This is a genomic window from Sphingopyxis sp. P1IMeth2 (assembly GCF_900185685.1).
Taxonomy (GTDB): Bacteria; Pseudomonadota; Alphaproteobacteria; order Sphingomonadales; family Sphingomonadaceae; genus Sphingopyxis; species Sphingopyxis terrae_A.
In genome coordinates, this window is the sequence record NZ_FYAT01000012.1 from 495,025 (window position 1) to 516,027 (window position 21,003).

The 21,003-nt window shown below is 66.7% G+C and carries 22 protein-coding genes; 17 read left to right on the forward strand and 5 right to left on the reverse strand.

The window, feature by feature from the left end; genetic code table 11:
* Positions 1-130 precede the first annotated feature (130 nt).
* Positions 131-526: a hypothetical protein gene (locus P1IM2_RS09205; RefSeq protein WP_186402259.1), complete on the forward strand. Its 396-nt coding sequence runs from the start codon at positions 131-133 to the stop codon at positions 524-526.
* Between the two features lie 39 nt (positions 527-565).
* Here P1IM2_RS09205 and P1IM2_RS09210 read toward each other — a convergent pair whose 3' ends face one another.
* The 3 genes from P1IM2_RS09210 to pgsA are packed head-to-tail and all read right to left on the reverse strand — an operon-like array spanning position 566 to position 1,838.
* On the reverse strand, positions 566-1,006 hold the full coding sequence (locus tag P1IM2_RS09210) for a molybdenum cofactor biosynthesis protein MoaE (protein WP_062902695.1): 441 nt from the start codon (positions 1,004-1,006) through the stop codon (positions 566-568).
* Positions 1,003-1,260, reverse strand: a complete 258-nt coding sequence (locus P1IM2_RS09215; protein WP_217372376.1) for a MoaD/ThiS family protein — start codon at positions 1,258-1,260, stop codon at positions 1,003-1,005. The genes P1IM2_RS09210 and P1IM2_RS09215 overlap by 4 nt, the downstream gene beginning before the upstream one ends.
* 5 nt (positions 1,261-1,265) lie before the next feature.
* Complete coding sequence (gene pgsA, locus P1IM2_RS09220; RefSeq protein WP_062902696.1) at positions 1,266-1,838, reverse strand: CDP-diacylglycerol--glycerol-3-phosphate 3-phosphatidyltransferase; 573 nt, start codon at positions 1,836-1,838, stop codon at positions 1,266-1,268.
* A 135-nt stretch (positions 1,839-1,973) separates the two neighbouring features.
* On the opposite strand from pgsA, the gene P1IM2_RS09225 reads away from it, so the two are divergent.
* A complete protein-coding gene (locus P1IM2_RS09225) occupies positions 1,974-3,269 on the forward strand; it encodes an MFS transporter (protein ID WP_062902697.1) in 1,296 nt (431 codons plus the stop codon).
* Between the two features lie 21 nt (positions 3,270-3,290).
* Here P1IM2_RS09225 and P1IM2_RS09230 read toward each other — a convergent pair whose 3' ends face one another.
* Both P1IM2_RS09230 and serB read right to left on the reverse strand, forming a co-directional pair.
* Complete coding sequence (locus P1IM2_RS09230) at positions 3,291-3,845, reverse strand: septal ring lytic transglycosylase RlpA family protein (protein WP_186402260.1); 555 nt, start codon at positions 3,843-3,845, stop codon at positions 3,291-3,293.
* Between the two features lie 3 nt (positions 3,846-3,848).
* Positions 3,849-4,733: a phosphoserine phosphatase SerB gene (gene serB / locus P1IM2_RS09235; protein ID WP_186402261.1), complete on the reverse strand. Its 885-nt coding sequence runs from the start codon at positions 4,731-4,733 to the stop codon at positions 3,849-3,851.
* Between serB and miaA the strand changes: the two genes are divergently transcribed.
* The 15 genes from miaA to infA all read left to right on the forward strand — a co-directional run bounded on the left by miaA (position 4,732) and on the right by infA (position 20,969).
* Positions 4,732-5,691 (forward strand): tRNA (adenosine(37)-N6)-dimethylallyltransferase MiaA, encoded by a 960-nt coding sequence (gene miaA / locus P1IM2_RS09240; RefSeq protein WP_186402262.1) that lies wholly within the window; start codon positions 4,732-4,734, stop codon positions 5,689-5,691. The genes serB and miaA overlap by 2 nt on opposite strands.
* A 96-nt stretch (positions 5,692-5,787) precedes the next feature.
* Positions 5,788-7,542, forward strand: a complete 1,755-nt coding sequence (ilvB, locus tag P1IM2_RS09245; RefSeq protein ID WP_058813435.1) for a biosynthetic-type acetolactate synthase large subunit — start codon at positions 5,788-5,790, stop codon at positions 7,540-7,542.
* Between the two features lie 163 nt (positions 7,543-7,705).
* Positions 7,706-8,221: an acetolactate synthase small subunit gene (ilvN, locus tag P1IM2_RS09250; protein WP_062902701.1), complete on the forward strand. Its 516-nt coding sequence runs from the start codon at positions 7,706-7,708 to the stop codon at positions 8,219-8,221.
* Between the two features lie 92 nt (positions 8,222-8,313).
* Positions 8,314-9,348 (forward strand): ketol-acid reductoisomerase, encoded by a 1,035-nt coding sequence (gene ilvC / locus P1IM2_RS09255; protein WP_062903244.1) that lies wholly within the window; start codon positions 8,314-8,316, stop codon positions 9,346-9,348.
* Positions 9,349-9,494: 146 nt separating this feature from the next.
* Complete coding sequence (locus P1IM2_RS09260) at positions 9,495-10,637, forward strand: 8-amino-7-oxononanoate synthase (protein WP_186402263.1); 1,143 nt, start codon at positions 9,495-9,497, stop codon at positions 10,635-10,637.
* Positions 10,634-11,242, forward strand: a complete 609-nt coding sequence (bioD, locus tag P1IM2_RS09265; RefSeq protein WP_062902703.1) for a dethiobiotin synthase — start codon at positions 10,634-10,636, stop codon at positions 11,240-11,242. The genes P1IM2_RS09260 and bioD overlap by 4 nt, the downstream gene beginning before the upstream one ends.
* Positions 11,243-11,360: 118 nt before the next feature.
* Positions 11,361-12,605 (forward strand): adenosylmethionine--8-amino-7-oxononanoate transaminase, encoded by a 1,245-nt coding sequence (locus tag P1IM2_RS09270; protein ID WP_186402264.1) that lies wholly within the window; start codon positions 11,361-11,363, stop codon positions 12,603-12,605.
* A gap of 67 nt (positions 12,606-12,672) precedes the next feature.
* A complete protein-coding gene (locus tag P1IM2_RS09275) occupies positions 12,673-13,089 on the forward strand; it encodes a hypothetical protein (protein ID WP_062902705.1) in 417 nt (138 codons plus the stop codon).
* Positions 13,090-13,234: 145 nt separating this feature from the next.
* Positions 13,235-16,681 (forward strand): CHAT domain-containing protein, encoded by a 3,447-nt coding sequence (locus P1IM2_RS09280; protein ID WP_186402265.1) that lies wholly within the window; start codon positions 13,235-13,237, stop codon positions 16,679-16,681.
* Between the two features lie 92 nt (positions 16,682-16,773).
* Positions 16,774-17,415 carry a YceI family protein gene (locus P1IM2_RS09285; protein ID WP_186402266.1) on the forward strand — a complete coding sequence of 214 codons (642 nt, stop codon included), beginning with the start codon at positions 16,774-16,776 and terminating at the stop codon, positions 17,413-17,415.
* 81 nt (positions 17,416-17,496) lie between these two features.
* The gene (locus P1IM2_RS09290) at positions 17,497-17,898 is read left to right on the forward strand and encodes a hypothetical protein (protein WP_062902708.1); all 402 of its coding nucleotides are present in this window, start codon (positions 17,497-17,499) and stop codon (positions 17,896-17,898) included.
* Positions 17,899-18,169: 271 nt separating this feature from the next.
* On the forward strand, positions 18,170-19,828 hold the full coding sequence (gene leuA / locus P1IM2_RS09295) for a 2-isopropylmalate synthase (RefSeq protein ID WP_186402535.1): 1,659 nt from the start codon (positions 18,170-18,172) through the stop codon (positions 19,826-19,828).
* Between the two features lie 146 nt (positions 19,829-19,974).
* Positions 19,975-20,193: a hypothetical protein gene (locus tag P1IM2_RS09300; RefSeq protein WP_062902710.1), complete on the forward strand. Its 219-nt coding sequence runs from the start codon at positions 19,975-19,977 to the stop codon at positions 20,191-20,193.
* Positions 20,194-20,496: 303 nt separating this feature from the next.
* Entirely contained in the window at positions 20,497-20,703 is a 207-nt protein-coding gene (locus P1IM2_RS09305; RefSeq protein WP_003047572.1) for a cold-shock protein, read from the forward strand.
* A gap of 2 nt (positions 20,704-20,705) precedes the next feature.
* Positions 20,706-20,969 carry a translation initiation factor IF-1 gene (gene infA, locus P1IM2_RS09310; RefSeq protein WP_040590296.1) on the forward strand — a complete coding sequence of 88 codons (264 nt, stop codon included), beginning with the start codon at positions 20,706-20,708 and terminating at the stop codon, positions 20,967-20,969.
* The last annotated feature ends 34 nt before the right edge of the window (positions 20,970-21,003 follow it).

Consider the following 21,003-nt stretch of genomic DNA (forward strand, 5'->3'; position numbering starts at 1 on the left):
CGACAGACCGCAACCGCGCCAGGGCGCGCAGCAGTAAAGCGCCCGGCCGGCAGCGGCCCCATTTATAATCTTATGAAAGTCCCGCGTCGATATATTGGTCCCCGGCGATCGAACGATCGCTAACGACCCCATGGCAGTTGCGGCGAATATTGATTATCGAACGCCGATGCGGCTTATGATTTCGGCCTTTTCTTTGCTCGCGGCGTCCATCGTGATCACCTGTGTTATCGCGAGCGGGATGGAGCGAATCCCGGAGATCACGCGAGATCTCCCAGCAACATACGCCGAGGGTGAGCCGATCTTCGATGCGAGGCTGAAAGCTCGCTTCCCCCTCGGCACTGCTGAAAACGCCATCATCGAGGAGTTGGAGCGACAAGGTTTCTCAATCAAAGAGGGGCCACATGGTCGGTTCGCCACATTCGTAGAGAAGAAGCTGATCGTCTCAAACATATGGAATGTCGGCTGGGAGGCCGAGAACGGGGCGGTCTCGAAGATATGGGGGGTCTATGGTGGTCGCGGCCCGTGAAGCAGCTAACCATCCCAAACCGTCCCTTCCGCCCGCTCCCTAGTCCCAGCCCTCCGCGCGCTCTTGATCGGCCGCGCGCGGTTCGACCCAGCGGACGGCGCCGTCAGCCAGCGTCTCGCGCTTCCACAGCATGACGTCGGTCTTCAGCCGGTCGATCAGAAAGGTGCAGGCAGCGAGCGCTTCGGCGCGGTGCGGGCTGCTGGCGAGGACGAGCACGATCGCCTCGCCCGGCGCCATCGCGCCGACGCGGTGGATCAGCGTCAGCGCCGGCAGCCGCCAGCGGTCCGCGGCGGCGTGCGCCAGGTCGGCGAGGCCGCGCTCGGTCATTTGGGGGTGATGTTCGAGGAACAATTGGATCACGCCGTCGTCGCCGCGCACCCGGCCGACGAAGCTAGCGGTAGCGCCGTGCCCGCCCGCGTCGTGGCGGTCGGTCTCGGTCGCAAAGTCGATCGCCGCGTCCTGGACGACGACGCGGATCATCCGCCCGTCACCGGCGGGAACAACGCGACGTCTTGGGCGCCGGCAAGCGCCGCGTCATTGCCCATCATCTGGCCGTCGATCGCGACGCGAATCCGCGCCGGATCGGCAAAGGCCCGGGCGCCGCGGTCGTCGCGCGCGGCGAGCCATGCGATCAGGTCGGACGCGGTCGCGACATTGGCGGGCGGTTCGACCTGCTCCTCGCCGCATCCCATGCGTTCGCGCACCCAGGCGAAATAGGCGAGCTGCAGCGCCACCGGCGTCAGTCCATATGCTTCAGGCCGACGCGCAGATAATCCCAGCCGGTGATCATCGTCAGCACCGCCGCGCCCCACAGGGTCGCCAGGCCGACGCTGCGGACCCATTCCATAGCGGGCAGCGCGCCCGCCAGGATCAGCGCGCCGAACGAGACAAGCTGAAAGGTCGTCTTCCATTTGGCGAGCCGGGTGACCGGCATCGACACCTGCAAGGTCGCGAGGAATTCGCGCAGTCCCGACACGATGATCTCGCGCAGCAGAATGACGAGCGCGGCGATGACGTGGATGCCGGTGATGTCGCGCGTGAAGACGAGCAGCAGGATCACCGCCGCGATCATGATCTTGTCGGCGATGGGATCGAGGAAGGCGCCGAGCCGCGACACGGTGCCGCGCGCGCGGGCAACATAGCCGTCGAAATAATCGGTGATGCCCATCAGGCAGTAGAGGACGAAGGCCAGCGCATAATAGAGCGGCGCCGGCTGGTGCGTCCCCTCGCGCGCGCCCGGCCACAGCAGCGCCAGCAGGATCGGAACCGTCAGGATGCGCGAAAGCGTCAAGATGTTCGGTAGGCTGAGCATGACCCCTGATCGCGCGAAAGTTCCAAAATGGGCTTTGACCGTCCAAGCCCTAACCGATAAGCCCCCCGGGCGACAACCGAATTGCCCCTTTGGCGCGGCCGGGTCGCTATGTCGGACTGCAATGATGGAATTTCAATGACCGGATCCTTTGCGCTTTTGAAGCAACGCCGGTTCCTTCCCCTGTTCGTCACGCAATTGCTCGGCGCGTTCAACGACAATCTGTTCAAGAATGCGATGGTGCTGTTCGTCGTCTACGGCGTCTTCAACGACGAAGCGTCCGAAACGCTGTTCAGCGCGGTCGCGACCGGGCTGTTCATCCTGCCCTTCTTCCTCCTGTCGGCGCTCGCCGGGCAGCTTGCCGACACGCGCGACAAGGCGATGATCATCCGCATCGTCAAATTCTGCGAAATCCTCATCATGGCGGTCGGCGGCACCGGGCTCGTCCTCGCATGGATGGGCTGGGCGGTGCATCTGGTCGCCATTCCGCTGATGATGCTGGCGCTGTTTTCGATGGGCATCCACTCGACCTTCTTCGGTCCGATCAAATATGCGATCCTGCCGCAGCATCTGGAAAGCGACGAGGTGCTGGGCGGCACCGGGCTGGTCGAGGCCGGCACCTATATCGCGATCCTCGCGGGCACGATCCTCGCAGGTATCATCGACGTCGAATGGGCGGCGCTCGGCGTCGTGCTCGTCGCCTTCATCGGCTACTGGACCGGGCGCAAGGTGCCGCCGGCGCCGCCGCAGCACGAGGAAACGGGGATCGACTGGCACATCGTCCGCTCGTCGATCGCGCTGGTGCGCGGCACGATGCATATCAAGCGGCTCTATCTCGCGATCCTGTCGATCAGCTTCTTCTGGACGATTGGCGCGGTGCTGTTCATCCAGTTCCCGCCGCTGGTGAAGAATATCCTCCACGCCGACAAGAGCGTCGCGAGCCTGTTCCTCGCGGTCTTCTCGATCGGCATCGCGATCGGCTCGGTCGCGGTCAACCGGCTGCTCAAGGGCGAGGTATCGGCGCGCTACAGCCCGGCGAGCGTCGTCGTGATGGGCGCGTTCGTCGTCGCCTTCTATTTCGTCTGCCGCAACTGGGAGCAGGATCCCGCGGGCACGCTCTACGGCATCGGCGGCTTTTTAAACCACGCCGATGTCATCCCGCTGCTCGCCAGCCTGATGGGCATCGCGATCAGCGGCGGCATGTTCGTCGTGCCGCTCTATGCCTTCCTGACCACCACCGTGCCCAAGGACCAGACCGCGCGCACCGTCGCGGCGAACAATATCGTCAATTCGGGCGCGATGGTCGCGGGCTCGCTGCTCGCTATCGGGCTCGGCTTCGCGGGCGTCGGCGTCGTCGATCAGCTGTTGATGAGCGCGGTCATGTGCCTGATCTCGGCGTGGCTCGCGGTCAAGCTCCACCGCGCCTGCGACTGACGCCCGCCGCCCTCTTTCGCCTCAGCGCTCCCCCGCCGCCAGCCGCGCGCGCAGCGCCGCCAGCTCGCGCGGTGGCAAGGGGGCGAGCGCCGCCGCCGGCTTGCCCTTGCGCAGCCGAGCGCGATCCTCGTCGGACGGTTCGACCCGCCGCACGCGCACCGGCACCACGCCATGGCGGTGCGCGCCGAGAGCTTCGGCGGCGCCTTTCGACAGGTCGATGATGCGCCCGCCGCCGGCGAACGGCCCGCGGTCGTTGACGCGCACGACGATCCGCCGCCCGCTGTCGAGCGCCGTCACCTCGACATAGGTCGGCAGGGGCAGCGTGGTATGCGCGGCGGTGATCCAGCCGGGCCGGAATTTCTCGCCATTTGCGGTGCGATTGCCCGATTCGCTGCCGTACCAGCTCGCATAGCCGACGGCGTCATAGGCAGGCGCGGCGGCGGGGACATAGGTCGTTCCGCGGACCGCATAGGGCTTGCCGATCCGCACCGGAGTATCGGCCACCGGGCGATATTGGCCGCCCGCGCAGGCGGACAGCGCCAGCATGGCAAGGCCCGCCCCCGCCGCGCGCAGCATCGCCTATCCCATCACCCACTGGCGCCGCGCATAGCCCTGCGCCCACAAAAGCGCGGTCAGGTCGTGGTGGCGGATCGCCGCATCGGCGGCCGCGGCGGCGGCGGGATGCGGGTGATAGCCGATCCCGAGCCCCGCCGAAGTGATCATCGGAATATCGTTCGCGCCGTCGCCGACCGCCAGCGTGTCACCCAGCGTCAGCCCGCGCGCCGCGGCCTCGGCGCGCAGCGTTTCGAGCTTCGCCGAGCTGTCGACGATCGGTTCGGCAACCTTGCCGGTCAGCTTGCCGCCGGCGATCTCCAGCTCGTTCGCGACCACCTTGTCGAAGCCGATCGCTTCGGCAACCGGCGCGGCAAAGGGCAGGAAACCGCCCGACACCAGCACCGACCAGGCGCCATGCGCCTTCATCGTCTGGACCAGCGTGCGCGCACCGCGGGTCAGTCTGACGCGTTCCGCCCGGCATTCGGCGATCGTCGCCTCGGCCATGCCGCGGAGCAGCCCGACGCGCTCGATCAGCGCGGCGCGAAAATCTAGTTCGCCGCGCATCGCGCGTTCGGTGATCGCGGCGATCTGCGGCTTGATCCCGGCATAGTCGGCCAGTTCGTCGATGCATTCGACGGTGATCATTGTCGAATCCATGTCGGCGATGATCAGCTTCTTCGTCCGGTCGCCAAGCGGCTGGACGACGACGTCGAGCGCGCCATGATCCATTTTTGCCAGTTCGGCGCGCGCGCTGACCAGACTGCCCTGAAAGAAGATGTCCGCGGCGTCGCCCTCGTCGATCCAGTGCGGCGCGCCCACCTCATGTCCTGTCGCATCGAGACGGTCGATCGCTTCGCGGACCACCTCGCCCGTCAGCTTCCCGGCTGCTATCAGCGTTGCAACGAACATGGCATCTCCTTCTTCTTCCTTCACGCACCGTCCACCGGTGGCGCTTATCGCTGGCCCCACCGCCAGCGGCAAGAGCGCATTGGCGGTCGCCCTCGCCCAGGCGCTCGGCGACGCAGAGGTCGTCAACGCCGACGCGAGTCAGGTTTATGTGGACATCCCCCTCCTCTCGGCACGGCCGGACGCGGCGGAGATGGCCGGCATCCCGCATCGCCTCTTCGGTCATGTCGATGGCGGGTCCGCCCACAATGCGGCGCGTTGGGCCGAAGAAGCGCGCCGCACCCTGTCCCACGCGCACGCCGCGGGGAAGGTTCCCATCCTCGTCGGCGGCACCGGCCTCTATCTGCGCACGCTGCTCGACGGCATCGCCCCGGTGCCCGAAATCGACCCGGATATTCGCGAAGCAGTGCGCGCCCTGCCCGTCGCCGACGCTTATGCCGCGCTCGCCAAAGCCGATCCCGCCGCTGCCGCCCGGCTCAATCCTGCCGACACGACCCGCATCGCGCGCGCGCTCGAGGTGGTGCGCGCGACCGGCCGGACGCTCGCTGCGTGGCAACAGGAACGCAGCGGCGGCATCGCCGAGGCGATCACGCTGGTGCCGCTCATTCTGCTGCCGCCGCGCGACTGGCTGCGCGAGCGCTGCGACACCCGCCTTGTGCGTATGTTCGACGGCGGCGCGATCGAAGAGGTGAGCGCGCTGCTCGCGCGCGGGCTCGACCCCGATCTGCCTGTCATGCGCGCGATCGGCGTGCCGCAGGTCGCGGCGCATGTCCGCGGCGAAAGCAGCCGCGAGACGGCGCTCGAGGCGGCGCAAGCGGCGCCCCGCCAATATGCGAAGCGGCAATATACCTGGTTCCGCCACCAGCCCCCCGCCGGATGGCCGCGCCACGAAGAGTCATTATCCGTCGATTCCGTCAATCAGATCGCAATATTATTACGTGATGGACTGTTGACAGGATAGAATCATATACCTATTGCCCGCTGCCTGCTGCGGCGCAACAAGGCCGCGGACAGGCTGCGCCCAGCATCGGGCCGCACGAAGGAAGGAGCGCATGTCGTGAAGGAAATGAGTGGTGCCGACATGGTGGTTCAGGCGCTGGTCGACCTCGGGGTCGATACGGTGTTCGGCTATCCGGGCGGCGCGGTACTTCCGATCTACGACGCCCTCTTCAATCATCCCTCGATCAAGCATGTCCTCGTTCGCCACGAACAGGCCGCGACCCACGCGGCAGAGGGCTATGCGCGCTCGACCGGCAAGCCCGGGGTCGTGCTCGTCACCTCGGGGCCCGGCGCGACCAACGCCGTCACCGGCATCACCGACGCGCTGCTCGATTCGATCCCGATGGTCGTGCTGACGGGTCAGGTGCCGACGACGCTGATCGGCACCGACGCCTTTCAGGAATGCGACACGGTCGGCATCACGCGCCACTGCACCAAGCATAATTATCTGGTCATGGACCCCGACCGGCTGGGCGCCGTGATTCACGAGGCTTTCTACATCGCGACGCACGGCCGCCCCGGCCCCGTCGTCATCGACATTCCGAAAAATGTTCAGGTCGCGACGGGCAGCTATAGCGTGCCCGAAAAGATCGAGCATCAAAGCTATCGTCCGCAGGTCGAACCCGATGCCGGCGCCATCGCGCAGGCGATCGACATGATCGCCGCGGCCGAACGCCCGATCTTCTATACCGGCGGCGGCGTCATCAACGCCGGCCCCGACGCCAGCGCGGCGCTGCGCCAGCTCGTCAGCCTGACCGGCGCACCGATCACCTCGACCCTGATGGGGCTGGGCGCCTTCCCGTCGGACGATCCGAAATGGCTCGGCATGCTCGGCATGCACGGCACCTATGAATCGAACATGGCGATGAACCGCGCCGACCTCATCATAGCGGTCGGCGCGCGCTTCGACGACCGCGTCACCGGCCGCCTCGACGCCTTCGCGCCCGAGGCGAAGAAGATCCACATCGACATCGACCGCAGCTCGATCAACAAGATCGTCCCGGTTGACATCGCGGTCGTCGGCGATGCCGGCCGCGCGCTCGACGCGCTGATCGCGGCCTGGGCCGACAAGGGCCACAAGGCGCGCGACCTTGGCGAATGGTGGCGCCGCATCGACGGCTGGCGCGCGACGCGCTGCCTCGACTTCCCCGAAAAAAAGGACGCGGGCGCCGAAATCATGCCGCAGCGTGCGGTCAAGGCGCTCTTCGACGCGACCCGCGGCCGCGATCCCATCATCACGACCGAGGTCGGCCAGCATCAGATGTGGGCGGCGCAGCATTTCGGCTTTGCCGCGCCCAACCGCTGGCTCACCTCTGGCGGGCTCGGCACGATGGGCTACGGCTTTCCCGCCGCCGTCGGCGCACAGATCGCGCACCCGAACCGCCTCGTCGTCTGCATCGCGGGCGAAGCCTCGCTGCAGATGAACATCCAGGAAATGGGCACGGTCAGCCAGTACCGCCTGCCGGTGAAGATCTTCATCCTCAACAATGAATGGATGGGGATGGTCCGCCAGTGGCAGGAACTGACCTACGAAAGCCGCTATTCGAACAGCTATTCGGACAGCCTGCCCGACTTCGTGAAACTGGCCGCCGCCTATGGCTGGACCGGCCTCAGGATCGACACGCTAGGCGAGCTTGAGGACGGCATCCGGCAGATGATCGAGACGCCGGGTCCGGTGATCGTCGACTGCCGCGTCGCCAAGCTCGCCAACTGCTTCCCGATGATCCCGTCGGGCGCGGCGCACACCGACATGATCCTCCAGCCGAGCGACGTCACCGGGACGATGGACGACGAAGCGAAAGCGCTGGTGTGATGATGGCAGACGCTCTTCATCCCCTCCCGCCTGCGGGAGGGGCAGCAAGGCTTGCGAACTTGTTCGCTCGCCGCAGCGGGGTGGGCACCGCAACGCCGCCTGCTCGATGCGCTCGCACCCACCCCTCGATCCCCTCCCGCAAGCGGGAGGGGAAGGAATAACGATGAAAATCACCACCGAAACGGGCGAGCGCCACGTGCTCGCCGTCACCGTCGATAACGAGGCGGGCATCCTCGCCAAGATCACCGGGCTCTTCTCGGCGCGCGGATATAATATCGAAAGCCTGACCGTCGCCGACATCAGCGCCGATCATGCGCTGTCGCGGATCACCATCGTCACCTCGGGTCCGCCCGCGGTGATCGACCAGATCATCGCGCAGCTCGACCGGCTGGTGCCGGTGCATCAGGTCACCGACCTCACCGATCAGGGCGCGCATGTCGAACGCGAGATCGCGCTGGTGAAGGTCGCCGGCACCGGCGAAAAGCGCATCGAGGCGCTGCGCCTTGCCGACGTCTTCCGCGCCAAGGTCGTCGACACGACGCTGACGAGCTTCATTTTCGAAATCACCGGCAACAGCGACAAGGTCGACCGTTTCATCGCGCTGATGCGCGAATGCGGTCTGGTCGAGGTCGGCCGCACCGGCATCGTCGCCATCGCCCGCGGGCCGGAGGCGCTCTAGTTTCACTTTCGCGTTCCCCCGCGAAGGCGGGGGTCCAGTCAACGTCAAATGGGTCCCCGCCTTCGCGGGGACACACTATGGGGAAGAAGAAAATGCAGGTTTACTACGATCGCGACGCCGACCAGGATCTGATCAAGAACAAGAAGGTCGCCATCCTGGGCTATGGCAGCCAGGGCCACGCCCATGCGCAGAACCTGCGCGACAGCGGCGTCAAGGATGTCGCGATCGCGCTGCGCCCCGGCTCGGCAACCGCGAAGAAGGCCGAAGGCGCCGGCTTCCGCGTCCTGTCGAACAAGGAAGCCGCCGCCTGGGCCGACGTCATCATGATCGCGGCGCCCGACGAGCATCAGGCAAGGATTTATTACGACGATCTCGCCGACAATCTGAAGCCCGGTGCCGCGCTCGCCTTTGCGCACGGCCTCAACATCCATTTCGGCCTCATCGAGGCGCGCCCCGACATCGACGTCTTCATGGTCGCGCCCAAGGGCCCCGGCCACACGGTGCGCAGCGAATATCAGAAGGGCGGCGGCGTTCCCTGCCTGATCGCGGTTGCGCAGGAAGCATCGGGCAACAGCGGTAACGGCCACGCCAAGGCGCTCGCCCTCAGCTACGCCTCCGCCGTCGGCGGCGGCCGCAGCGGCATCATCGAAACGACCTTCAAGGAAGAGTGTGAAACCGATCTTTTCGGCGAACAGGCGGTGCTGTGCGGCGGCATCACCCACCTCATCCAGGCGGGTTTCGAAACGCTCGTCGAGGCGGGCTACGCCCCCGAAATGGCCTATTTCGAATGCCTCCACGAAACCAAGCTGATCGTCGATCTCCTCTATGAAGGCGGCATCGCGAATATGCGCTATTCGATCTCGAACACCGCCGAATATGGCGACATCAAGACGGGTCCGCGCATCATCACCGACGAGACCAAGGCCGAAATGAAGCGCGTCCTTGCCGACATCACCTCGGGCCGCTTCGTCAAGGATTTCGTCCTCGACAACCAGGCCGGCCAGCCCGAACTCAAAGCCAGCCGCAAGGCCGCCGCAGCGCATCCGATCGAACAGACCGGCGCCCAACTGCGCGCGATGATGCCGTGGATCGCCAAGAACAAGCTGGTCGACAAGGCGGTCAACTGATCGGCGACGGGGGAAAGCGTTCCCTCTCTTTCCGCTCGTGCTGAGCCTGTCGAAGCACCGTTCTTCCTTCTTCCATCGTCGAAGAATAGAACCGCCCTTCGACAGGCTCGGGGCGAGCGAATTTTCCTGTTGTGAGATTATCATCCTTGCCCCCACGGCCTGATCCCTTTCACGCCCACCGTGCCGACCTCGAAGCCCTCGCCGCCGCCGACCGCCGCCGCGCGCTCGCGCCGCGCGCCGGGATCGATTTCGCCTCGAACGACTATCTCGCGCTCGCGGGTTCCTACGCGCTCGCCGAAGCATTGGCGCAGGGCGCCGCGCGCGGCATTCCGGCTGGCTCGGGCGGCTCGCGGCTGCTGCGCGGCAACCATGCCGAGCATGAAGCGCTCGAGGCGCATGCGGCGCGCCACTATGGCACCGAGGCGGCGCTCTTCTTCCCCACCGGCTTCGCCGCCAACGCCGCGCTGTTCGCGACGCTGCCGCAGCGCGGCGACCTGATCGTCCACGACGAGCTGATCCATGCGAGCGCGCACGACGGGATGAAACTCGGCCGCGCCGAGCGCACGGAGGCTGCGCACAACGACCCGCAAGCCTTTGAAGACGCGATCCTCCGCTGGCGCGCGGGCGGCGGTACCGGCACGCCATGGATCGCGGTCGAAAGCCTCTATTCGATGGACGGGGACAGGGCCCCGCTCGCCGATCTCGCCGTCCTCGCCGACCGCCACGACGCGGTGCTGATCGTAGACGAAGCGCATGCGACGGGCGTCTATGGCCCGGCAGGACAGGGGCTTGCCCACGCGCTCGCGCCGCGGGCCAATCTGATCACGCTCCACACCTGCGGCAAGGCGCTGGGCTGCGAGGGAGCGTTGCTCTGCGGCCCCGCGATCGTGCGCGACTTCCTCGTCAACCGCGGCCGTCCCTTCATCTTCTCGACCGCGCCCTCGCCGCTCATGGCGTGGCTCGTCCGCCAGGCGCTCGAAATCGTCGCCGAACAGCCCGAGCGCGCGGCGCGGCTCTCGGGGCTCGTCCGCCACGCCGAAAAGCGGCTCGCAGCGCTCGGCATCGCGCCGAGCGGCAGCCAGATCATCCCCGTCGTCATCGGCGACAACGCCCGCACGATGCGGATCGCCGCCATGCTGCAGGCCGAGGGTTTCGACATCCGTGGCATCCGCCCGCCGACGGTACCGCAGGGCACGGCGCGGCTGCGCATCGCGATCACCCTCAACGTCTCGACCCGCGACATCGACGCGATGGTCGATGCGCTGTCGGCGGCGATGGCGGCGGCATGACCCGCTTCGTCGTCACCGGCACCGATACCGGCATCGGCAAGACTGTCTTTTCGGCCGCGCTCGCGGGCGCGCTCGGCCTGCCCTACTGGAAGCCGATCCAGTCGGGGCTCGAAGAGGAGACCGACAGCGAAGCCGTCGCGCGCCTCGCCGGCGTTCGCGTCCATCCCGAAGCCTGGCGCCTCGTCACCCCCGCCTCGCCGCACCTTGCCGCCGAAATCGACGGCGTGACCATCGACGCCGACGCGCTCGCCCCGCCGCCCGGCGACCTGTTGATCGAAGGCGCGGGCGGCGCGCTCGTCCCCGTCACCCGCACGATGCTCTACGCCGACCTGTTCGCGCGCTGGCAGATTCCGGTGATCGTCTGCGCGCGCACCGCGCTCGGCACGATCAACCACAGCCTGCTCACGATCGAGGCGCTGAAGGCCCGCCACGTCCCCATCCACGGGATCGCCTTTGTCGGCGAGGCGGCCCCCGACAGCGAAGCGATCATCGCGGCACTATCGGGCGCAAAGCGTCTCGGCCGCCTCCCCCACCTTGACCCGCTGACCCCCGAGGCGCTCGCGGCGGCTTTCGCGGCCAATTTCAACATCGCGGATTTCTCCTGACTCCAATTCCCGTTCGCCCCCGAGCTTGTCTAAGGGCCGTCCTTGTCTTTATCGGGCATCCGACGAAAATGCGGTGTTTCGACAAGCGCAGCGCAAACGCAAAAGAGAGAAACCGCCAATGTCCCCCGTCTGGCACCCCTTCACTCAGCACGGCCTCGGCGAGCCGATCCCGCTGATCGACCGCGCCCGCGGCGCGCGCCTTTACGACGCCGAGGGCAATAGCTGGATTGACGCGATCTCAAGCTGGTGGGTGACGACGCACGGCCATGCGCACCCGCAAATCATGGCCGCGATCCGGGCCCAGACCGAAAAGCTCGACCAGCTCATTTTCGCGGGCTGGACACACGAACCCGCCGAGAGCCTCGCCGCCGAACTGATCCGCATCACCCCCGACCCGCTCACCCGCGTCTTCTTTTCGGACTCGGGTTCGACCAGCGTCGAGGTCGCGCTCAAGATGGCGCTCGGCTACTGGTTCAACATCGGCGAGGCGCGCAGCCGCATTCTCGTCCTCGACCACAGCTATCATGGCGACACGATCGGCACGATGTCGGTCGGGGAGCGCGGCGTCTACAACCGCGCGTGGCAACCTTTGCTGTTCGACGTCGACGCCATCCCCTTCCCCCATGAAGGCATGGAGCAGGCCACGCTCGACGCGCTCGAAGCCGCCTGCCTGCAAAAGCCCGCCGCCTTCATCGTCGAACCGCTGATTCTCGGCGCCGGCGGCATGCTGATCTATCCCGCGTGGGTGCTCGCCGAAATGCGCAGCATTTGTGCGGCGCACGGCGTTCTCTTCATTGCCGATGAAGTGATGACCGGCTGGGGCCGGACCGGCACGCGCTTCGCCTGCGACCAGGCGGGGGTGATCCCCGATATCGTCTGCCTGTCGAAAGGCCTCACCGGCGGCGCGATGCCGCTCGCGGTGACGCTGTGCAGCGAAGCGATATTCGCGGCGCATTATTCGCCCGACCGCGCAAAGACCTTCTATCATTCGTCGAGCTACACCGCGAACCCCATCGCCTGCGCCGCCGCCAACGCCAATCTCGCCATCTGGCGCAACGAACCGGTGCAGCAGCGGATCGACGCGCTCGCCGATGCGCAGGCCGCGCATCTCGCGATGCTGGCGGCCGATCCGCGCATCACCAACACGCGCCACCTTGGCACCATCGCCGCGCTCGATCTCGTGGTTCCCGATGCGGGCTATCTTTCGGCGCTCGCTCCCCGCCTCACCGCCTTCTACCGCGATCGGGGCGTGCTGCTGCGCCCGCTTGGGAACAGCGTCTACGTCATGCCGCCCTATTGCACCGGCGCTGACGAACTCGCTGAAATATGGGCCGCCATCGCCGCGTCGCTCGATATCGCCTGAGCCCGGTTCGGCTTGCGTTCATCTTCGCGTGCCTATTGCGGATACGGGGATGGTCAGAGGGAACGCCATGTCGATTTCAACCGCCGCCCCGTCGCTGCTGCTCGCCGCTGCCATGCTGCTGGCCCCGCTACCCGCCGCCGCGCAGGACGAAAGCCTCGCGCAGCACAGCGAACCGCCCGAACGCATCTCCTTTCTCGTCACCTATGGCGACGACCATTGTCCGGTCGCCGAGGGTGAGGACATCGTCGTCTGCGCCCAGCGCCCTGAATCGGACCGCTACCGCGTGCCGAAGGAGTTGCGCGGCAAGGACGAGGACACGTCGGTCGGCGGCAGCGCCTGGGGCGCGCGGGTCGAGGATTATGATAATGTCGCCCGCCTGACGCGTCCCGACAGTTGCTCGGTGATCGGCTCTTACGGCTTCACCGGCTGCACCGCCGCGATGCTGCGCCAATGGTTTGCGGAGCGCCGCGCCGCGGGGCAATAACCCTCGCTTCCCGCCAAAGCCGCCCAAGCTCCCCAAAGCCCTCTACGCCCGATTTGCGCCGCGTCGCAATTTTGCCTAACCCTTTGGCTTCCGGCTTCGCCGCCTTGTCGGCGCGGCCGTTCGCGGGGGGCGGGATATGCGGCGGATGCGGACGATGCTGGCGGGGATATGGGCGGTGTTCTGGCTCGTCGCCGCGCTACCGGCCGCGGCGCAGATCGTCCCCGACCTGTCACCGGCGACCGCCGAGAAGGTTGCCGAGAATGACCGCAAGGAACTGGCGGCCGATCTTACCGACCGCGCCGCCATCTCCGAACGCACGCTCAAGCTGATCGCCGCCGACCGCGGCGAGAAGAGCGCTCCCTATCTCGCCAAGCTGCTCGTCCACGCGAATAATCTCAGCTGGGCGCACCGGGCACCCGAATCGCGGCAGGCGCTCGTACGCGCCGTCGAAATCGCCACCGCGCTGTACGGGGCGGGCACCTATGCGACCGCCGATGTCGAACGCCAATATGCGATCGCACTGCGCGTCAACGGCTACCGCGAAGAGGCGATCGAGCCCTTCTCCCACTATGTCCACGCGCTGACCGAGGAAGCCTATGGCTGCGGCCGCCGGGTCCCCGGCATGGTGATGGGCTGCGCGCGCGACGATACCGATCTTGGCGATACGCTGCTCGAATATGGACAGATGCTCAACGACGTCGGGCGCGGCGGCGAAGCCGTCGCCGCTTTCGATGCCGTCATCGCGCGCTTCGAACCGCGCTGGGCGGGGTGCGAGGGCCCGGCATGGGGCACGCGCTGCGACCGCGCGCGCGACAAGCGCGCCGACATGCTGTCGAGCTACGCTGCGCTGCTCGCCCTCGTCGGCCGCGCCGACGACGCCGGGGCGCTGCGCAAACGGCTGTTCGACGACAGCCTCGCCGCGATCGATGCCTGCACCGGCGACGATTGCGAAGGCCCCGATTTCCGCCTCGTCCGCCGCTATTACGACTATCGCGCCGCGCTTGCGGGCGCGAACCACCCCGACGACGCGCTTGCCCTCGACGAACGCATCCTCGCAATCCTGGTCGCCAGCCCGCATTATACGAAGGGCAAGGCGGGCAGCGGCGAATATTTCGACAAGGATATGGTCAATGATGTGACCGGCATCGCCGAAGCCTATGCCAAGGCGGCGGTCGCGGCGGGCAAGGCCGACCGCGCCCGCGACCAGCTCGCCCGCTATGGTTTCGGTGCGCTCGTCGGCACCCAGCTCGCCGGGATCGATTTCGACGCCGAGCAAAAGGCGATCGAGGCGGAGAGACGCACCCTGTCGAGCTATGGCGACGAGATCGAACGCATCGCCAACAGCCGCCGCAAGGTGGCGCTGTTCGCCGGCCATTACGGCAAGGACAGCGACGAATATGCCAAGGCGCTGCGCGACCTTGCCTGGGATCTCGACGATCTGCCCGTCAATGATACCGAAGCCGAAGCCGTCTACCGCGAGGCGCTGGCCGTCGAACGCAAGGCGTTTGGCGCCGGTGATTTCCGTACCCTTCATGCGCTCGACAATCTGACCACCTTCCTCAAGAAGCGCGATCGCAGCGCCGCCGCGATCGCAGTGCTGGCCGATGTGCTGGGCGATCCCGCCAATGACCATCTCGCCCTCTATCTCGACCCCGACCGGCGCTCGGCGCGGCGCGGCAGCTTCGGCGATCCCGACGACACGCTCAACGCGCTCAAGGCCGATCTTTCCGAACTGCTGCTGCGCAACCGCGGCGATCCGGCGCTGGCGCTCGCCGCGGCGCGCCATGCCGCGCTCGGCATGACCAGTTTCCGCGATGCGCTCGGCTTCGACCGCTTCGACGAAATGAAGCTCGACTGGGTGACCGCCGATCCCTGGGCATGGCTCGGCGAACGCCGCTACGCCGATTATTTCCTGCTCTACGCCGACGCCCTGTGGGCGAAGGGCGTGCATGACGGCGCTGCCGCCGAACAGGCTTTCACCGCGTTGCAGGATGCGATGGCGGGAACGACCAGCCGGGCCGTCGCGCGCGCCGCCGCCGAACGCGCCGCGGCGCGCGCTTCGGTCTCGCCGCTCGTCGAGGAACGACGCCGGATCGATGCAGAGATCGCGGCGCTCAACACGAAGCTCGAAACGCTCCCCGACGACCCCGCCGAACGCCAGCGTCAGTTCTCGACGCTGCAATCCGAAATCGCGCGCAAGGACGATCGCCGCGCGCAGGTCGATGCCGCGATTGCCGCGGCGACACCCGACTATTTCGCGCTGATCCGGCCGCGTCCGCTCGCCATCGCAGAGGCGCAGGCGCTGCTCGCGCCCGACGAAGCCTTCGTCATGCTCGTGCCGTCCGAATTTGGCACCCATGTCCTGCTCGTCACCCATGACGCGCTGCGCTGGAATCGCGCCGACATGCCCGCGGCAGAGGTCAACGCGCATGTGCGCCGCCTGCTGTGGGACGTCGGCGCCAGTATCGACGTCACCGCCGAAGAGGATGCAAAATGGTCGGCCGAAGGCGAAGGCGATTTTCCCTTCGATCGCGGCACCGCCTGGCTGCTCTACGACCGGCTGCTCGCGCCCTTCGCCGCCGATCTTGCGGGCAAGCGCCATCTCTTCACCGCCGCGACCGGGTCGCTTTCCTCGCTGCCGCTCGGCATCCTCGTCACCGAAAAGCCGACCGGCGCCGATGGCGATCCTGCGGTGCTGCGCGCGACGAAATGGCTCGCCGACGGCCCCGCGCTGCTTCAGCTTCCTTCGCTCCAGTCGCTGCAATTGCTGCGCGCGGTCGCGGCGCGCGACGAGGGCCAGGCGGGCACGCGCATGGTCGGCTTCGGCGATCCGGTGCTCGAGGGTCAGGCGGCCGCACGCGGCATTGCCGGCGCCCGCGCGCGCGGCACGCGCAGCAGCGGACTCCCCGTCACCGCCGGGCTGCAACCCGCGATCGGCGATGCGCAGCCGCTCGCCGATCCCGCGGCGCTGCGCCGCCTTGCCCGGCTGCCGGGGACCGAGGCCGAATTGAAGGCGATGCAGGCGCTGCTCGGCGCCGACGCCGCGCGCCTCTATCTCGCCGGCACCGCTACCGAAACGAATCTCAAGCGCAGCGATCTCGAACATCTCTCGGTGCTTTTTCTCGCGACCCACGGGCTGATCGCGGGCGAGGTAAAGGGGCTCGCCGAACCCGGCCTGGTCTTCACCCCGCCCGCCACCGCGACCCCGCTCGACGACGGGCTGCTTACCGCGTCTGAAGTCGCGGGGCTGCACCTCGGGGCGCGCTGGGTCGTGCTGTCGGCGTGCAACACCGCCTCGGGCGACGGCAGCGAAGGGGCGCCGGGGCTGTCGGGGCTGGCGCGCGCCTTCTTCTTCGCGGGCGCCGAAAGCCTGCTCGCCTCGCACTGGCCGGTGCGCGACGACGTCGCCTCGGTACTCACCGTGCGATTGTTCGAACTGATGCAGAAGAACCCCGGCCTCTCGCGCGCCGAGGCGTTACAGCACGCGATGCGCGATATCCGCAACGATCCGCGCGCCGACGACTTCCTCAAAAGCTGGTCGCACCCCAGCGCTTGGGCGCCCTTCTCGCTGATCGGCGACGGGATCGACTGAGCGGACGAAACGCTGCGTTTCCGGGCGACGCGATTGACGGCGACGCGCGCCCTCGCCTAGCATCGCGTCTCCCCAACAGGAGGCTCCCGCTCATGCGCCGTATCGCATCGCTCACCACGCTTTTCGCTCTTGCCGTCGTTGCCGTTCCCGTCGTCGTCGCCCAGGCGCCCGGCGCCCCCGGCGCGCCCGACAAGAGCCGCGTTACCGCCGGCACCTACGCCGCCGATCCTGCGCACACGATGGTCGTGTGGCGCGTCGATCACCTCGGCTTCAGCAACTATACCGGCATCTTCGGCGACGTGACCGGCACCCTCGTGCTCGATCCCGCCAACCCTGCCGCCGCAAAGGTCGACGTCGTCATCCCGGTGTCGAAGGTCACCACCGCCAGCGCCGGCTTGACCGCGCATCTGCTGCGCGCGGGCAAGGACGGCGGCAAGCCCGACTTCTTCGGTCCCGCCCCCGCCGACGCCCGCTTCGTTTCGACTGCGGTCGTCCTCGACGACGACGGGACAGAGGCAAAGGTCACGGGCAACCTCACCCTCAATGGCGTTACACGCCCCGTCACCCTCGACGTCGAATTTCACGGCGCCGGCATGGGGATGAGCAAGAAGGATACCGTCGGCTTCGAAGCCGAAACGACGATCAAGCGCAGCGATTTCGGCGTCCTCTACGGCATCCCCTTCGTCAGCGACGAGGTGAAGCTCGACATCCACGCCGCCTTCGAAAAACAGTGACGCATCAATCTGTCACACAGCGCCGCTAGCCAGGGGGCGGGGTCCGGTTGGGGCCCCGCCCTTTTCGCAGGAGTCGGCACGATGAGCGAACTGGTTCGCGAAATAGTCGAGGTGGCCGCCATGGTCGGCGGCGATGCGGACGATCCGCTGCTGATTGTCGAGGCCGACGGCCTCGCCCCCACCGCCGGATGGACGCATGTCCGGCTCGAACCCCATGTCTACATCACCCCGCCCGACGACGGGGTGCAGGATTTCGACCTTGTCGGCGATCGCCCGGCGGGCAGCGCCGCCGATGCGCTCGCCCCGGTTGAGGCGGGCTGGGAAGGCCCGCTTGCCGACTGGCTGATCGGCGTGCGCATCCACGCCGCTGACAATATGGTCGAGGAGGAAGTCTTCGAGTTCGGCGATGATTTCGATGACGATGACGACGACGACGCGCGCGATCCCGCCGAAGGCCACGTCCGCGACAACGAAGACGCCTGAGGGGGCAACGCCCTCTCCCGCCGTTAACCCCACCCTGCGCCGGGCCGCCGCCCATCCTCTCGGATGGCGGTCCGGCGACATTTTCGCACGTTGCCCTTGCCAAGCGCGACATAATGCATCATGGGGGCGCCATGCGCGGCAACGCTCTTCTTCTTCTGCGACTTACACGCCCTTGGGCGTGACACTGGCTGCGCGTTAGTCGCGGCCACCCGCTCAAGGGTCCGATCGACACAGCCAGCCAATCCCAGCAGAAGAATTTCACCCCATGACCATGCTCCGCGACCCTTCGGTCAAATACCGCCCCTTTCCCCAGATTCCGCTGACCGATCGCCAGTGGCCCTCGCGCACGATCACGCGCGCGCCGATCTGGCTGTCGACCGATCTGCGCGACGGCAACCAGTCGCTGATCGATCCGATGGATGCCGAGAAAAAGACGCGCTTCTTCGACCTGCTCGTGCGCTGCGGGCTGAAGGAGATAGAGGTCGGCTTCCCCGCCTCGGGAGCGACCGATTTCGACTATATCCAGAACCTCGTCCGCTCGGGCCGCATCCCCGATGACGTCACACCGCAGGTGCTGACGCAGAGCCGCGCCGACCTCATTCGCACCAGCTTCGACAGCCTCGCGGGCGCGAAAACCGCGATCGTCCACGTTTACAACGCCGTCGCGCCCGCGTGGCGCAAGATCGTCTTTGGCATGGACAAGGCCGATATCAAGGCGATCGCCGTCGAAGGCGCGAAGCAGCTGCGCGACAATGCCGCGCGCCTGCCCGGCACCGACTGGCGCTTCGAATATAGTCCCGAATGTTTCTCGACGACCGAGATCGATTTCTCGATCGAGGTCTGCGCCGCGGTGATGGACATTCTCCAGCCCAGCGCCGACAAGCCGATCATCCTCAACCTGCCCGCGACGGTCGAGGCGGCGACCCCCAATATCTACGCCGACCAGATCGAATATTTCGGCAAGCATCTGCCGAACCGCGACGCCGCGCTGATCAGCCTGCACACGCACAACGACCGCGGCACCGGCGTCGCCGCGGCCGAGCTCGGCCTGCTCGCCGGCGCCGACCGCGTCGAAGGCTGCCTGTTCGGCAATGGCGAGCGCACCGGCAACACCTGCCTCGTCACCATCGCGCTCAACATGTACACGCAGGGCGTCGATCCCGAGCTGGATTTCTCGGACATCGATCAGGTCATCCAGACGGTCGAATATTGCAACAATATCCCCGTCCACCCGCGCCATCCCTATGGCGGCGATCTGGTCTACACCGCCTTTTCGGGCAGCCATCAGGACGCGATCAAGAAGGGTTTCGCTGCACGCGAACGCCAGAATGACGAAACGTGGGAGGTGCCCTATCTGCCCATCGACCCTGCCGATCTGGGCCGCAGCTACGAAGCGGTGATCCGCGTCAACAGCCAGTCGGGCAAGGGCGGCGTCGCCTGGGTGCTTGAACAGGACAAGGGACTGAAGCTGCCCAAGAAGATGCAGGCGAGCTTCAGCCACGTCGTCCAGGCGCTCGCCGACGAAACGAGCCGCGAACTCGCCGCCGACGATATCTGGCAGGCGTTCGAACGCACCTATCTCGCCACCGAAGGCAAGCGCTTCCAGCTCGTCGACTGGTCGGAGACCCATTCGGGCGCCGACCGCATCTTCGCCGGCAAGCTAACCATCGACGGCACCGAACGCAGCGTCAGCGGCCGCGGCAACGGCCTGATGAGCAGCGTTATCGCTGCGCTCGCCGAATCCGGCGGCCCGCTGATGGACATCGTCGATTACAGCGAACACGCGATCGGCCAAGGCAGCAATGTGCAGGCCGCAGCCTATGTCGAATGCCGTACCGCCGACGGGAAAAGCCTGTTCGGCTGCGGCCTCGATACCGACGTCGCGACGGCGAGCGTGCGGGCGATACTTAGCGCGGCGAATGGGGCTTAAAGAAGTCATCCATCACTCGCCTCCTCGCAATCTCCCATTGGAAAACTCAGCTCCAGCGGGCGAAGGTCGGCATGTCGCCGTCCGCCGCCTATCAGTTGAAACAGCGGCCCTAAGGGGCGACGTTTCGCATCGGCTGCGCGGCGGCGGTGCTGATTGCGCGGACGCGGCTCGCCGACGAGTTTCTCGACTGCGCGATCCGGGGGCATGACGAGCCGGTGGAGATGCTGCGCGAAGAGGGGCGCAGTTTTGCCAAGCGCCGCCGCACCGACGCGCGGCTCGACCGCATGGTCGAAACGCGGGCGCGCGCGAACGATCGCGCGGTCGGTCCGCCCCCCGCCGCCGGGCGCGCGGCGCACGCCACGTAAAACGGCGCCGCGCGGCTGAATAATGGCGAATATTGTGGCGATCGTGGAAAATAGAATGGCGCGTCTTGCTTATATTCCGCCGGCTCGGGATGACTTAAAATCGGGGGGCGTTGCGGCGCGCAATTTTACCGCCATTTGCGCGGCACCTTGACTTTTCGGGAACAATCCTCCATATCGGCCTCGCTAACGTCGCCTGCGACGGAATTTGACGGCCCCTTGGGGCAGACTCTTCCCTTCACACGCTACCAGCTCCTCCGGTGCTTTTGCCGGGGGATTCCCGTTTCTCGTGAAAGGAAACACCCTATGCCGATCGGCACCGTAAAATTCTTCAGCCAGGACAAGGGCTATGGCTTCATCGAAAATGAAGATGGCTCGGGCGACGCATTCGTCCACATCACCGCCGTCCAGAACGCCGGCATGACGACGTTGGACAAGGACCAGCGCGTCCAGTTCGAACTCGAAACCGGCAAGAACGGCAAGACGTCGGCAGTCAACCTCCAGTCGGCCTGATCTTGGCCAAAGAGGAAGTCATGACCTTCGAAGGGCAGATCAACGAGATCCTGCCCGACGGGCGCTTCGGCGTCACGCTCGAAAACGGTCATCGGCTGATCGTCTATACGGCGGGCCGGATGCGGCGTTTCCGCATCCGGTCGGTCGTCGGCGACGCCGTGCGCGTCGAAGTGACGCCCTATGACCTCAGCAAGGGCCGCCTTGTCTACCGCGAACGCGGCGGCGGGCCGGTTCCGCCCAGCCAGCGCAAACGGCGCGGGCTCTGATCCTTCAAGGGTCAAACGATACGGGATCGGCGCA